13 protein-coding genes are annotated in these 14,755 nt (G+C 54.4%); 8 read left to right on the top strand and 5 right to left on the bottom strand.

Translation table 11 applies throughout. The features are described from left to right. Nucleotides 1-15 precede the first annotated feature (15 nt). Both VZP09_RS08605 and VZP09_RS08600 read right to left on the bottom strand, forming a co-directional pair. A complete protein-coding gene (locus tag VZP09_RS08605; protein ID WP_029496902.1) occupies nt 16-762 on the bottom strand; it encodes an ATP-binding cassette domain-containing protein in 747 nt (248 codons plus the stop codon). A 380-nt stretch (nt 763-1,142) separates the two neighbouring features. Then, nucleotides 1,143-2,165 carry a LacI family DNA-binding transcriptional regulator gene (locus VZP09_RS08600; RefSeq protein WP_004176158.1) on the bottom strand — a complete coding sequence of 341 codons (1,023 nt, stop codon included), beginning with the start codon at nt 2,163-2,165 and terminating at the stop codon, nt 1,143-1,145. 346 nt (nt 2,166-2,511) lie between these two features. Here VZP09_RS08600 and VZP09_RS08595 point away from each other — a divergent pair, with 346 nt between their 5' ends. Beyond that, complete coding sequence (locus VZP09_RS08595; RefSeq protein ID WP_004176159.1) at nt 2,512-3,465, top strand: ABC transporter substrate-binding protein; 954 nt, start codon at nt 2,512-2,514, stop codon at nt 3,463-3,465. A 1-nt stretch (nt 3,466) separates the two neighbouring features. On the opposite strand, the gene VZP09_RS08590 is transcribed toward VZP09_RS08595, so the two are convergent. Then, nucleotides 3,467-4,339, bottom strand: a complete 873-nt coding sequence (locus VZP09_RS08590) for a PfkB family carbohydrate kinase (RefSeq protein WP_004179897.1) — start codon at nt 4,337-4,339, stop codon at nt 3,467-3,469. 26 nt (nt 4,340-4,365) lie between these two features. On the opposite strand from VZP09_RS08590, the gene VZP09_RS08585 reads away from it, so the two are divergent. Both VZP09_RS08585 and VZP09_RS08580 read left to right on the top strand, forming a co-directional pair. Next, nucleotides 4,366-5,211: a BtpA/SgcQ family protein gene (locus VZP09_RS08585; RefSeq protein WP_004176161.1), complete on the top strand. Its 846-nt coding sequence runs from the start codon at nt 4,366-4,368 to the stop codon at nt 5,209-5,211. After that, entirely contained in the window at nt 5,211-5,855 is a 645-nt protein-coding gene (locus tag VZP09_RS08580) for a TenA family protein (protein ID WP_002904912.1), read from the top strand. Before VZP09_RS08585 ends, VZP09_RS08580 begins: the two co-directional genes overlap by 1 nt. Before the next feature lie 52 nt (nt 5,856-5,907). Here the strand turns inward: VZP09_RS08580 and VZP09_RS08575 are convergent, their stop codons facing one another. Beyond that, nucleotides 5,908-6,780 carry an alpha/beta hydrolase family protein gene (locus VZP09_RS08575; RefSeq protein ID WP_328795043.1) on the bottom strand — a complete coding sequence of 291 codons (873 nt, stop codon included), beginning with the start codon at nt 6,778-6,780 and terminating at the stop codon, nt 5,908-5,910. A gap of 454 nt (nt 6,781-7,234) precedes the next feature. On the opposite strand from VZP09_RS08575, the gene lysM reads away from it, so the two are divergent. Further along, a complete protein-coding gene (lysM, locus tag VZP09_RS08570; protein ID WP_004184091.1) occupies nt 7,235-7,684 on the top strand; it encodes a peptidoglycan-binding protein LysM in 450 nt (149 codons plus the stop codon). A 136-nt stretch (nt 7,685-7,820) separates the two neighbouring features. Here lysM and pgtP read toward each other — a convergent pair whose 3' ends face one another. Then, the gene (gene pgtP / locus VZP09_RS08565; protein ID WP_023300977.1) at nt 7,821-9,212 is read right to left on the bottom strand and encodes a phosphoglycerate transporter PgtP; all 1,392 of its coding nucleotides are present in this window, start codon (nt 9,210-9,212) and stop codon (nt 7,821-7,823) included. A 405-nt stretch (nt 9,213-9,617) separates the two neighbouring features. Between pgtP and pgtC the strand changes: the two genes are divergently transcribed. From pgtC to VZP09_RS08545, 4 genes are all read left to right on the top strand, one after another. Further along, complete coding sequence (gene pgtC / locus VZP09_RS08560) at nt 9,618-10,838, top strand: phosphoglycerate transport regulator PgtC (RefSeq protein ID WP_087791570.1); 1,221 nt, start codon at nt 9,618-9,620, stop codon at nt 10,836-10,838. Nucleotides 10,839-10,849: 11 nt separating this feature from the next. Beyond that, on the top strand, nt 10,850-12,844 hold the full coding sequence (gene pgtB, locus VZP09_RS08555) for a two-component system sensor histidine kinase PgtB (protein ID WP_004176164.1): 1,995 nt from the start codon (nt 10,850-10,852) through the stop codon (nt 12,842-12,844). Beyond that, the gene (gene pgtA, locus VZP09_RS08550; RefSeq protein ID WP_002904899.1) at nt 12,834-14,084 is read left to right on the top strand and encodes a two-component system response regulator PgtA; all 1,251 of its coding nucleotides are present in this window, start codon (nt 12,834-12,836) and stop codon (nt 14,082-14,084) included. Before pgtB ends, pgtA begins: the two co-directional genes overlap by 11 nt. A gap of 127 nt (nt 14,085-14,211) precedes the next feature. Continuing rightward, the gene (locus tag VZP09_RS08545; RefSeq protein WP_087791487.1) at nt 14,212-14,730 is read left to right on the top strand and encodes a GrpB family protein; all 519 of its coding nucleotides are present in this window, start codon (nt 14,212-14,214) and stop codon (nt 14,728-14,730) included. Nucleotides 14,731-14,755: the final 25 nt, after the last annotated feature.

Below are 14,755 nucleotides of genomic sequence, written 5' to 3'. Positions count from 1 at the left end.
ACTCATCCTGTTACCTCAATGTGTTGCCGCAGAGCGGGCGGTGAATTTTTCGCCCACAATCAGGTTAACGATATCGCTCAGGCTGGTGTCGGACACCCGTCTGTCGGCGACGTTGGTACCTTCATACATCACCATGATCCGGTCGCAGACCAGGAACAGGTCCTGCAGGCGGTGGGTAATCAGAATCACGCTCACCCCGCGAGCGGAAACGCGGCGAATGAGCTCCAGAACCGCTTCAACTTCCGCGACGGCCAGCGCGGCGGTGGGTTCATCCATAATCAGCACTTTCGGGTCAAAGGCCGCGGCGCGGGCGATGGCTATAGCCTGGCGCTGGCCGCCGGAGAGATTTCGCACCAGCAGCCGGGTATCCGGAATGGAGATCCCGAGCCCTTTAAGCATCTCTCTGGCATCGGCGTGCATTTTGGCCTCGTCGAGAAAGGGGATGCCGAGGACCGATTTCATCGGCTCACGGCCCATAAACAGATTGCCCGCGACATCGACCGTGTCACAGAGCGACAGATCCTGGTAGACCATCTCGATATGGCAACGGCGTGAATCGGCCGGATTCGTAAACTGTTGCTGTTCACCGTCGATACGAATCGTGCCGCTGGAGGGGATCACCGCGCCAGAGAGCACTTTGGTCAAGGTGGATTTCCCCGCGCCGTTATCGCCCACTAAGCCCAGCACTTCGCCCGGGGCCAGCTCAAGGTTGACTCCGCGCAATGAGCGTATCGACCCGTAGGTCTTGGTGATATTGATCATCTCTACCCTTGGCGGGGTAGTTTGTGGCTGCTGCATCTGATAACTCCCATCGCTGTGGCCGGGAAAATGTTCGCCATCCTGCGGGAGAGACTCTATCCGACACGGTTTGCAATCTAGTAAACCGGTTTACCTGCGGACCAGAGCACTCGCCAGTGCAGTCAGGACAAACGCTATGTAAGATATTTGTTCGCCAGTAAGAACATTGCAGCATCCGTGCCAGGGCAGTAACCACACAGCAGCCCTGTAACTTAACCTTATGTATTCAATACACTTAATTGAATACAATCCGGTAAACCGGTTTACTGATTATAGTGAATAAATTGTTAATTGATCGTTTTTTGCGCCAAAAGCGGGCGCTTTTGCGCCATTTTGGGACGGGCTTAACAAATCTTGATCGAGTCGCGGCCAATCCATTCAACCGGCAGGCGGGTTTCCGCAGGGATATCCGGATCGTCGTTTAGCAGGCGCATCATGATGTTCACCGCAGTGCGGCCCAGTTCGCGGGCGGGCTGACGGATAGTGGAGATCCGCGGCTGGGTAAAATCGGCATAGTTGGCGTCATCGAAGCCGACTAACGATAGCGCCTCTGGCGCCTGGAGCCCACTGGCGCGCAAGCCGTCGAGCAGACCGAGCACCAGATAGTCGCTGGCAGCGAAGACGGCGGTAGGGCGAACCTGTTGGCTGAACAGGTACCGCAACGCTTGCTGGCCAAACTCGCGCTGGTAGTCGCCATACATCACCCATTCGGGCGGCCAGCTCAGGCCCGCTTGCTCCATCGCGGTGCAAAAGCCCTGATAGCGCTCGCGGACGCTCATCAGCTTGTCCGGGCCACCGACGAAAGCGATATGGCGATGCCCGGCGGCGATCAGTTTTTCGGTGGCGATCCGCCCGCCCTGGACGTTATCGGCAAACACTTTCGGTACCTTACTGCCGGGAATATCTTCATCCAGCAGGACAATCCGTTCGTGACGCTGGACTTCCTTGCGCAGCAGGCCATTATCGGGGCGGTTGGTGGTGAACAGCAGACCGTCGACCTGGCAGGTATCCAGCCAGCGAATGAACTGGCACTCTTTTTCCGGGTTGTTGCGGGTGATACACAGCACCAGGCTGTAGCCGCTGGCAGAAGCGGCCTCTTCGGCTGCGTCGGCCAGTTCGGCAAAGAAGGGGTTGGTAATATCGGGAAGCACCAGGCCAAGCGTTTCGCTGCCGCCTTTGCTAAGACGGCGTGCCAGGCTATTGCCGCGATAGTCCAGTTCGCGAATGGCGGTTTCGATGCGGTCGATGGTGTCCTGCGGCAGCACAATACTGTTGTTCATATAGCGCGACAGGGTCGCCTTCGACAGCCCGGCCAGCTTTGCCACATCGGATAACAATACACGTTTTATACTCATTTCCTGCGCCATTTGTGCCAGAATCGGCTATCTGTAACATAGTTAAGCGCGGTGGATACAGCAATTTCTCTGCGAACAATCACCAAAAATAAATGCTTGACAAATTTTAATCAGCAGAGAATTGTATAGGCAGTTTACCGCATTATCCGGGAAGTCATTCCCAACCCCGTTTAAGTTATTCCAGTCGCGCACCGACACGGACCGGTTGCCGGGATGGCATTAAGCAGGTATCCGCCGAACGTTCAATGATTGTTCTGGCGATATAGACGATATTTGCCCGCCAAAAAAAATAATCCTTCTGCGTTCGCATGCGGCGCGGAACTCTGCTGGCTATCAACTATTCCCGACGAGGATACTGATGATGTTATTTCACACCGGAAAACTGCGTTTCCTTGCTGTCGCCACGACCATGCTGGCATCCATGAGTTTTATTTCTGCCGCCAGCGCTGCCGGTCCGACTTATGCGCTGGTACAAATCAACCAACAGGCGCTGTTCTTTAATCTGATGAATAAAGGCGCACAGGATGCGGCCAAAGCCAGTGGCAAGGATTTAGTTATTTTTAACTCTAACGATAATCCCGTGGCGCAAAACGACGCGATAGAAAACTATATTCAGCAAGGCGTTAAAGGCATTCTGGTTGCTGCTATCGACGTTAACGGGATCATGCCAGCGGTTAAAGAAGCCGCCGCCGCAAACATTCCGGTGATTGCGATTGATGCCGTATTACCGGCCGGGCCACAGGCAGCTCAGGTCGGCGTTGATAATATTGAAGGCGGCAGAATTATCGGTCAATACTTCGTGGACTACGTGCAGAAAGAGATGGGCGGCCAGGCGCGACTGGGTATAGTCGGCGCGCTGAATTCGGCCATTCAGAACCAGCGGCAGAAAGGGTTCGAAGAGACGCTGAAAAGCAATCCGAAGATTACTATCGCTAACGTGGTCGACGGGCAGAATGTGCAGGATAAAGCGATGACCGCGGCGGAAAACCTGATCACCGGTAATCCGGATCTGACAGCGATTTATGCCACCGGCGAACCCGCGCTGCTCGGCGCTATCGCCGCCGTAGAAAACCAGGGGCGGCAGAAGGATATTAAAGTCTTTGGCTGGGATCTGACGGCGAAGGCGATTTCCGGTATTGACGGCGGCTACGTCACCGCCGTACTGCAGCAGGACCCGGAAAAGATGGGCGCCGAAGCCCTGAATGCTCTGAACAGCATCACGTCGGGTAAAACCGTGCCGAAAACCATTCTGGTTCCGGCGACGGTGGTAACCAAAGCGAACGTCGATTCATACCGTCCGCTGTTTAAGTAGGTCAGCGCGCCCCGTCCGTGGTTAACAGGGCGGCGAGCTCACGGCTGCCGGGAAACGCGCTGAGCGTCCCCCGGCGGCTAACCGTAATGGCGGCAGCGCGACTGGCGTGCGCCAGCGCCAGCGCATCCGGCGCGACGCCGCGCAGCAGGGCGGAGGCCAACATGACGGCGAGGAACGTGTCGCCCGCGCCGGTAGTATCAAGCGCCTCGGCGGGCACGGCGGGACAAAACTGACGCTGGCCCTCCTGGACCAGCCAGGCGCCTGCGGCGCCCTGGGTAATCACTAAGGTTTTCACCCCGTATGGCTGGAGCAGCTCGGCCTCGGATTCATTGACCACCGCGATGTCGATGAGGGGCCACAGATGGCAAAAGTCAGGATTGACAGGTGAGGGGTTGAATACCGTCGTCATGCCGCGGCTTCTGGCGTACTGGAACAGCGCCCGCGTTTTATCGAGGGAGAAATTGCCCTGCTGTAGCAGAATATCGCCAGCGACGGCATCCGCCATATGCGGAATCATTTCATCCAGGCTGAATGTATCGGCCGCCGCCGTAGTGGTAATGATGGCGTTGTCGCCATCAGCGCTATTTAAAATAATCGAGGTATCGCTATGTTGATTGAAATGGCCGTCGGGTAGTAGCATCAGTGGTTCATTTTTTATCTGCTGGCGGATCCACGCGCCGTTGCTGTCATTTCCCGTGGCGGCAATTAAACGCGTCTCTATTCCGCAGCGGGATAATATAATCGCCTGGTTCGCGCCTTTACCGCCGATATCCTGCGACACTTTAACGCCGTGAATGGAGGCTCCTTTTTTCGGTATATCCGGAATGGACCAGGTTTCATCTACGGTAATATTACCAGTAACGTAAACACGCATAGTGTTCCCTTAACAGGATGGATAAGATGGTTGCTATCTCAGCAGAAAAAACGAATGCAATACAAGCTATTTTTTCACGAAGCAAGGCTGTTATTGGTGTTATTCATTGCGACCCATTTCCTGGCTCGCCAAAATATCGAGGAAAATCAGTCTCGGATATTGTTGAACGTGCGCTTCGCGATGCTGAAAATTATATTTCAGGCGGTGTTCATGGTCTGATTATTGAAAATCATGGCGATATTCCTTTCTCTAAACCTGAGGATATCGGCCATGAAACCTCCGCGCTGATGGCGGTCATTACCGAGAAAGTTCGTGAACGTTTTGCTGTGCCGCTGGGCATTAACGTTCTGGCTAACGCGGCGATCCCGGCAATGGCGATCGCCCTGGCGGGAGGCGCCGATTTCGTCCGGGTAAACCAGTGGGCCAACGCCTATATCGCCAACGAAGGATTTATAGAAGGGGCGGCCGCTAAGGCGCTGCGCTACCGCAGTATGCTGCGCGCTGAACATATTCGCGTTTTTGCCGATAGCCACGTTAAGCACGGTAGCCATGCCATTGTCGCCGATCGTTCGATTCAGGAACTGACGCGCGATGTCGATTTCTTCGAGGCTGACGCGGTGATCGCCACCGGCCAGCGTACGGGCGATAGCGCCACGATGGCGGAAATTGACGAGATCCGCGCGGCGACGGAACTACCGCTCCTGGTGGGCTCCGGGGTGACACCGGCTAACGTGAAGCAGATCCTCGGGCGGACTCAGGGGGTCATTGTGGCCAGTACAATGAAGGTCGATGGCGTCTGGTGGAACGATGTTGAGCTGGCCCGGGTGAAACATTTTATGTCGGTCGCGCAGGCCGCGCTGGAGGAGGCATAATGGAAGCGTTTAGCGAACGCCTGCTGCGCGAACATCAACCGGCGTGGCAGGCGATGCAGCAGCACCCGTTTGTGACTGATATCGAACAGGATCGTCTGCCGACAGTCGTCTTCAACCGCTATCTGGTGTTTGAGGGCAACTTTGTCGCGACGGCAATCGCGATTTTTGCCCTCGGGGTCAGCAAAGCGCCGGGTATTCAACAGCAGCGCTGGCTGATTGGCGTGCTGAATGCCCTGGTTGATATACAGATCGCGTGGTTTGAACAGGTGTTGTCAGCACGGCAGATCGATCCCGCTGAGTACCCGGATGATTTGCCCGGGGTACGGCGCTTTCGCGACGGTATGCTGCGGACCGCCCACGAGGGCAGCTATGAGCAGATTGTGACCCTGATGTTCGGTGCGGAATGGATGTACTATTTCTGGTGCCGACGGGCGAGCGAACATTATCAGAGCGATGCTGATTTACGACGCTGGGTGGAAATGCACGCGGAGGACGAATTTTATCAGCAGGCTCTCTGGCTAAAAAACGAACTCGACCGCTGCGCCATGGCGCTGAGTGAAGACGAAAAGCAGGCGTTATCGGCGCTTTACGGCGAGGTGCTGCAGTGGGAAATTGATTTCCATCACGCGGCGTACGAGGAGTAGCCGCGAGGTGAAGAACAGGAGGCGCCGGAAGCGGCGTCTCCTGAAATATTGCTCAGGTCGTCCGCCTCTTATCCGGGCAATGTCTCTCCAGCCATTGTGCGACGAGGGGCCATAATTTCTCCGCATTCCGGGTACGAAAGAAGCCCATATGACCAATGGATGAAAGTCCGTAATCCGCCCGCCGTATTTCACGGCGTTCTATTTTTGCGTTTTGCGCTGGAGCAAGCAGGCGTGAGATGGCTTCTGTATTAGCCCAAGGGTCGTCATCAAAACCCAACACCAGAATAGGTAAGGTTATCTTTCCTGCCCGCTGACGCGCATCCCACTCCGGGTCGTCATAGAAATATTCAGGCATCGCGCTCCAGCGTCCCCACTGAAGCATCGCCGGAGCCGGTAAATCTTCACCCAGCCCGAGACGTCTGGCTGGCATATACCCAAAGAGCCGGCAAAGTGCCGGCCCCAAAACGCGCAGTAAGCACCATACTCGCAGCTTTTCCTTCGTTTGGCTGATAGTGCTTGTCACGCCTGCGTGTGAGGCAAACATGACGGCGGCTCGCAGGTCGGTGGAGGCGGAAGATAACAGCACGGCATGCCCGCCAATACTGTGCCCAATCGCCAGCAGGGTAAGGCCAGGGGCTCGGGCTTTCGCCCACGCGGTGATGCATCCGACGTCCTGCTCGATCCAGTCGGACATGGTGTTTTTGTTGTGACGGACTCTCCCGGACTTCGAAAGACCAGTGCCCCGGTAATCATAAGTAATGACACTAAACCCCCTTTTATAAAGGTATTCAGCGAATCCTTTATAAAATCCCTGTACAACGGCCGTCGCCGGGTGAACGATCACCAATGCTTTGGCTTTGTGTCTTTGCCAGAGCGTGGCGGCGACAAAGCCGCCCTGGCTTACGGGGATGATGACAGATTCCATGAGTCTCGCCTTGTGTGGTCATACCAGTTTAACCTGGATTTACTGTAGCTGCTGCGGCAGAAATCAGCGAATGTTTTTGAGACGATCTCAGTAAGAAAAACGTCTTGAAAGCATTGGCGACCAGAATCAGGAGCCCTCAGGCGGGGTGCCAACTCCCAGCCTGCCATTTAAGGTCTCATATCCTTTCACAATCAATCAGCCTCTGCGCCAGGTGCCTTGTGTTCGGGGGGATAATGTCCGCTTTAGTTTCGTGTCGCCTTGCCGGAATACAGACTTTCCTGCCATACCATGGCAAATTTCCTGCACTTTGACGCTCATTGATTATACTTTGATGGCAGCTTGTGCTGCCTCAAGCAGTTGTCGCGATGGTGGATATCAAAACCAATATCCCGAACATTGGGTCAACGGGGCCGAGGAACATGTGTTCATGTAACAGTCGTGGAGGTATGGAAAGATGGGATTATTAAATTTTGTGAAAGAAGCGGGCGAGAAAATATGGGATGCCGTCTCCGGCGACAGTAAAGAAGATCGGGCCGATAAGCTGAAAAAACATATCGATGGACTTAATCTGCCTGGCGCCGAAAAGGTCAATATTGATGTTGCGGAAGATGGCACCGCAACGGTCACTGGTGATGTCGCTTCGCAGGAGGATAAGGAAAAAATTCTGGTTGCGGTCGGGAATGTCACTGGCGTAGGCCAGGTCAGTGACGGCGTTAAGGTGACGCAAAGCGGGGCGGAAAGTCGTTTTTACACGGTCAAATCCGGTGACACTCTGAGCGCAATCTCAAAAGCGATGTATGGCTCGGCCAATGAGTATCAACGCATTTTTGAAGCCAATAAACCGATGCTGACCCATCCCGACAAAATCTATCCGGGTCAGGTGCTGATTATCCCGGCGAAGTAGGCCACTCAACAGCAACATCAGCGATGGCAGGAATACTTGCTTTATACCGCTGTCGGAAGCCGCCGCGGACATCTATTCTTCTATCAACGACAAAAGAGCCAGCAAGCTGGCTCTTTGTTCCCCCGGGTTCAGGCGCTTACTGTGCGTCAGCCAGTGCCAGTCGGGCCTCTTCCTGCTCGGTGATTTTACGCTGTTGCTCAAGTTCCAGCGCGCCGCGATGAGAGAGGTAGCAGAAGAGTATGCAGCAGACGATCCCGCCCATCAGCAGATAGAACCCGCCGTGCCAGCCCATTTTATCGACCATTACGCCGAACAGGCTGGTGCCTAACGATGCGCCAAAGATATAGCTCATAAATCCGCGCAGACCCACGGCTGAACCGACGGCAAAGCTGGGGACGATTTCCATGGTCTGGACCGAGGCCAGAAACTGCGGGACATAAATAAGGCAGCCCACAATCGCCGCGAATACCGTGACCATCAGTAGCGATTCGCTTTTCCAGTAGCCAATCAGACAGATGAAGATTAGCGTCATACAGATTATGGCTAACGGCATCCGGCGCCCTTTAAACAGCTTGTCGGAGAGCCAGCCGGCCAGCAGAGTAGACGGAATCGCCGCCCACTCAAAAAACAGGAATGCGACGCTCATTTGTTCTTTGGAAAAATGTTTCACCGTCAGCAGGTAAATTGGCAGCCAGCTGATCATGCCGAAACGCACCATATAGACAAACACATCCACAAAGGAGACATACCAGGCGTTTTTGTTACGCAGTACGTAGGTACAGAAGATCTGAAATGCGCTCATGTGCTCCGGCGCTTTCTGGCCGTGTTTGGTCTTCAGCACCACTTTCTCTTCCGGCATCATCTCTGCCAGCGAAGGCAGACCTTCCTCGCGCGGCGAACCCTTACCCAGCACCAGTACGCTAATGGCGAATACCACCGCCACGCAGGCCGGTACAATGTAGCTGGCGCTCTGCCAGTGCTCGGTGCCGAGAATGGCGAATGCGGCGCCGACGATCGGGGCGACAATTCCGCCGCCGACGTTATGGGAAATGTTCCAGAACGCCCCTACGCGGCCACGCTCACGGCGCGGGAACCAGTTCGCAATAGTAATAAAAGAGGGGCCGACCCCCATACCCTGAAACAGGCCGTTCAGGACAACCAGCGCAGCGAAGACCCAGAATGCGGTACTGAATCCTAACCCGACGTTGACGATGGCGCACAGCACCAGGCCACAGGCCATAAAGACTTTCGGGCTGGCTTTATCCGCGAGGCTGCTCATTACGCCTTTACTGATCCCGTAGGCGATGAGCATACAGCTGCTGAGCAAACCGATCTGCGTGGCGCTGAGGTCTAACTGTTCTTTCAGATAGGGCGTGGATAAGGTGAAGTTATTGCGCACGATATAGTACGCCAGGTATCCCAGAAATACGCTTAGCAGCGCCTGCATACGGTATCGACCATAGGTTGCCTGAATTTTCTCAGCAGGAACTTTATTCGCCGACGGGCCTTTTTTTAATAATGATAACATGTCGTCACCTGTATTTATATTGATATGAACATCAGGAGTAATTACCCCGAAGGGTGAAATAAGCGGCTAAAAAATTCAAATCGTCGAAATGAGTCAAAATTGACTCAAAATAATGCAGGGACGGGTTGTTTTTGACCCCTCTGGCATGAGCGAGATTTTGCGCAATTAATTTTGCGCTGATTTTATGTCCGGCTTGTGCGGACACTAACAAATTGCCTAATCATTATCTGGTAATCTTTCCCGATATTCCCGGACGCCCGTTTGACTATTTTTCCGCTCGCGGCGATTAATTCACCAGATGTCATAAACGGGTAAGTTTTGTCTCAACGCGGTTTTTACGATATTTCAATATTTATGAACGGGATCACAAACATATTTCTTCGTGGGGTCAGGATAATGGGCAAAATGTTCGCGCTGCTGCTGCTGACCGCATGGCTGAGACCCTGTGCGGCGCAAGGCAATGAGCTGGTGATGGCAACGACATTTTCTCCCAGCGCCACCGTGTGGATTATCGATCGCTGGCAGAAAGAGCCGGGGTCGGTGATGATAAGGACGCTCAACCGCACCAGCGCCTCGCTGGAACAGTTGCTTGATACGGCAAATGCCGAAAATGTCGATCTGATCCTGACTTCGTCGCCGATGCTGCTGCAGCATCTTCAGGAGCATCAAAAACTGGCGCCGTTCAGCGGTGCGCCGGCAGTCAGCCAACATCTGGTGCCGGAATCCATTCGCTCCACCTCCGTGGCCGTGGCGATCTCCGGGTTCGGTTTGCTGATGAATCGCTCGGCACTGATGACCCGGCATCTGCCTGCGCCAGCGGACTGGGATGACCTGACCGATCCCCGTTATCAGGGGGCGCTGCTGATGAGCAGTCCGTCGCGTTCGGATACCAACCATCTGATGGTGGAGTCGCTGCTGCAACAAAAAGGCTGGATTAAAGGATGGGAAACGCTGTTGACGACGGCGGGAAATCTCGTGACCATTTCATCCCGCAGCTTTGGGGTGGCAGATAAGATTAAAAGCGGCCTGGGCGTGGCTGGTCCGGTGATTGATAATTACGCCAATCTGCTGCTGAACGATCCGTACCTGGCTTTTACCTATTTCCCGCAGTCGGCGGTTTCGCCGACCTATGTCGCAGTGCTTAAAAACAGCCAGCACGCCAGCGAAGCGCGGCGGTTTATTCGCTATCTGTTAAGTCCGGAGGGCCAGACGATCCTCGCCGACGCTAATACCGGGAAGTATCCGGTAACACCGCTGGCGCCAGGCAATCCACGGGCGGCGCAGCAGGCGATGCTGATGAATCAACCGCCATTAAACTATCGATTGATCCTCAAACGTCAGCGTTTGGTTCAGCGGATGTTTGATACGGCGATTAGCTTTCGTCTTGCTCAGCTCAAAGACGCCTGGCGAGCGCTGCATAGCGCGGAGGTCCGTCTTAAGCGTCCGCTACCCGAGATACGGGCGCTGCTCACCCGTGTCCCGGTGGATCCGGCCAGCAGCGAGGATGAAGCCTGGCTGGCTCAGTTCGACAACAAAAGTTTTGCGGAACAGCAGATGATGGAGTGGCAGCTCTGGTTTCTCAACAACCAGCGGCAGGCGATTACTAAACTGGAAGAACTGAAATGACGGACAGGTCCATGCTGCAACGCCTGCGGCAAATCAGTATCAGTAGCAGTCTGCGCGGGGCATTTCTGACGGGGGCGCTGCTTACGCTGATTGTCAGCAGCGTAAGCCTCTATTCCTGGCATGAACAAAGTTCGCAGATCCGCTATTCGCTGGATGAGTATTTTCCGCGCATCCATGCGGCGTTTCTGATTGAAGGGAATCTCAACCTGGTGGTCGATCAGCTCAATGAATTTCTGCTGGCGCCAAATACCACGGTACGACTGCAGCTGCGCAACCAGATTATCCAGCATCTGGACAAAATAGAACGGCTAAGTCAGGGGTTGTCGCCGGCAGAACGCCAGCAGTTGGGGGTGATATTGCAGGACAGCCGCGCGCTGCTGGCGGAACTGGATCGCGTGCTCTACAACATGTTTCTGGTTCGTGAAAAGGTGGGAGAGCTTGCGGCGCGGATCGACTGGCTGCACGATGATTTCACCACCGAGCTGAATTCGCTGGTGCAGGATTTTACCTGGCAACAGGGAACGCTGCTCGATCAGATTGAAGCCCGACAGGGGGATGCGAGGCAGTATCTGAAACGCGCCCGGGAAGTGCAGAACGAACAGCAGCAGGTCTATACCCTGGCTCGTATTGAAAATCAGATCGTTGACGACCTGCGCGACAGGCTCAATGAACTGAAATCCGGGAATGATGACGGCATGCTGGTGGAGACGCATATCCGCTATCTTGAAAACCTGAAAAAAACGGCGGATGAAAATATCCGTGCGCTGGATGACTGGCCGAGCACCATTACCCTGCGACAAACGATTGATGAGCTGCTGGAAATTGGCATGGTGAAAAATAATATGCCGGATACCATGCGCGACTATGTTAGCGCGCAAAAAGCGCTCGTGGAAGCCAGCCGGTCCAGAGAAGCGACGCTGGGGCGCTTCAGAACGCTGCTGGAAGCCCAGCTTGGCAGCAGTCACCAGCAGATGCAGATGTTTAATCAGCGTATGGCGCAGATTGTCCGGGTCAGCGGCGGGTTAATCCTGGTGGCGACGTTGCTGGCGCTGCTGCTGGCATGGGGGCTAAACCATTATTTTATTCGCTCGCGGCTGGTGAAACGCTTTACCGCGCTGAATCAGGCGGTGGTGCAGATTGGTCTGGGCCGGACCGAGGCGACCATTCCGGTTTACGGGCGCGACGAGCTGGGACGTATTGCCGGTTTGCTTCGTCATACCCTGGGTCAGCTTAATGCGCAAAAACAGCAGCTGGAACAGGAGATTGGCGAGCGAAAAGCGATTGAGGCCGATCTGCGCGCCACGCAGGACGAGCTGATCCAGACCGCTAAACTGGCGGTGGTGGGACAGACGATGACCACCCTGGCGCATGAGATTAATCAGCCGCTGAACGCGCTGTCGATGTATCTTTTTACGGCGGGAAGGGCGATCGAACAAGGACAGGCGGAGCAGGCGCGGACGACGTTAAGCAAAGCAGAAGGGCTGATCAACCGCATTGACGCGATTATCCGCTCCCTGCGCCAGTTTACCCGCCGCGCAGAACTGGAAACGCCGCTGCATCCGGTCGATTTGCGTCAGACGTTTACCGTGGCGTGGGAACTGCTGGCGATGCGTCATAAGCCTCAGCAGGGGACGCTGGTGATACCGGATGACACTGTCTGGATCCAGGGGGACGAAGTGCGCGTCCATCAGGTGCTGGTGAACGTGCTGTCCAATGCCCTCGACGCCTGCCCGCACGCCGCGCAAATCACCGTGAGCTGGCAAATCCAGGGCGGAAGGCTGTGCGTGTTGATTGCCGATAACGGCCCTGGCTGGCCTGCGGCCTTACTCCCTTCGCTGTTAAAGCCGTTCACTACCAGTAAAACCGTGGGGCTCGGAATAGGGCTTTCGATATGTGTTTCGCTGATGACGCAAATGGAAGGGGCGTTGCGCCTGGCGTCGACGTTTACACGCAGTGCCTGCGTGGTGCTGGAATTCAATTTGACGGATGTAAAAGATGTTGAGTAATAACTGTTCGATTCTGCTGATTGACGATGATGCCGATGTGCTGGATGCCTATACGCAGCTGCTTGAGCAAGCGGGGTATCATGTCAGTGCCTGTAATAATCCGTTTGATGCGCGGGAGCAGGTGCCGAAGGACTGGCCCGGCATCGTTTTAAGCGATGTCTGCATGCCCGGCTGCTCCGGTATCGATTTAATGACGTTGTTTCATCAGGATGACGATCTGCTGCCGATTCTGCTTATCACCGGTCACGGCGATGTGCCGATGGCGGTGGAGGCGGTGAAAAAAGGGGCCTGGGATTTCCTGCAAAAGCCGATCGATCCGGGCAAGCTGCTCACGCTGGTGGACGCCGCGCTGCGTCAGAGGCAATCGGTTATCGCCCGTCGCCAGTATTGTCAGCAAAAATTACAGGTTGAGCTTATTGGCCGCAGCCAATGGACGGTTCGGTATCGCCAGCGCCTTCAGCAGCTGGCAGAAACGGATATTGCGGTATGGCTTTACGGCGAGCCGGGAACCGGCCGCATGACCGGCGCGCGTTACCTGCACCAGTTAGGACGGCACGCTGAAGGTCCGTTTATCGCCTGCGAGCTGACTCCGGCTAACGCCCATACGCTTAATGAACTGATCGCCCAGGCCCAGGGCGGGACGCTGGTCTTAAGTCACCCCGAGCATCTGACTCACGAGCAACAGCATCAGCTGGTACAGCTGCAGAGTCATGAGAAGCGGCCTTTTCGCCTGATTGGTATCGGTAGCGCTTCGCTGGTGGAGTTGGCCGCCAGCAGCCAGATAGTGGCGGAACTCTATTACTGCTTCGCGATGACGCAAATTGGCTGCCAGCCTCTGTCAAAGCGACCTGATGATATCGAGCCGCTGTTTCATCACTATTTGCAAAAAACCTGTCAACGGCTGAATCATCCCGTCCCGGAGGTGGATGCTGGTCTGTTGAAGGGGATGATGCGCCGGGTGTGGCCAAATAACGTTCGCGAACTGGCGAACGCCGCCGAGCTGTTTGCAGTGGGGGTATTACCACTTGCAGAAACGGTTAATCCGCTGATGCACATCGGCGAGCCGACGCCGCTGGATCAGCGGGTTGAGGACGTCGAACGGCAGATCATCACCGAAGCGCTGAATATCCACCAGGGACGTATTAATGAGGTGGCGGAGTATCTGCTGATACCGCGTAAAAAACTTTATCTCAGAATGAAGAAGTATGGTCTGAATAAAGAGCACTACAAAGGGGTTTAGGGCATCTTGTCAGACGATGGTTGAAAATTATGAGGACAGATACAGATTATAAATGCCTTCAAGTCAGCAGAGGCGATTTATGTTATTGTGACTGCTTAAATTTCCTTAAAAGGTGTGACTGTTGAACATGCGAATATTGACTGTAGTTGATTATGATGAGATGTGGCCGGCTTTATTTGAGAACGAACGTACTCTGTTGCAGATGACGCTTGGTAAAGTGATATCCCGGATTCATCATATTGGTAGCACCTCGGTGCCTGGATTATCAGCTAAGCCAGTAATAGATATATTAATCGAAGTTGCTAATCTTGAAGAACTGGACAGTTTGAATCAGGCAATGGAGGGTGTAGGATATACTGTGCGTGGTGAAAACGGCATTTTAAATCGTAGGTACTTTACAAAAGGTGGAAATCAGCGTAGTCATCATATCCATGCGTTTGCCACCGGGGATGCTCAAATCATAAAACACCTGGCATTCCGTGATTACCTTATTAAAAACAATGACGTAGCCATTCAGTACGCTTTAATGAAAAAAAGCGCGATGTTATTATGTGAAAATGACAGCCACCGATACAGCATTTATAAAGCGGATTTCATTCAGAAACATCTTCGTATGGCGCTTATTGATGCGGGTCACCTGGGCTAGCCTTCAAATAAACTACAAACCATGT

Origin of the sequence: Klebsiella sp. EMBS2024, from assembly GCF_036233805.1 — a bacterium.
Classification (GTDB): Bacteria; Pseudomonadota; Gammaproteobacteria; order Enterobacterales; family Enterobacteriaceae; genus Klebsiella; species Klebsiella pneumoniae.
The sequence above is the reverse complement of the archived record's forward strand: the minus strand, read 5'-3'. Positions and strand labels throughout refer to the sequence as shown.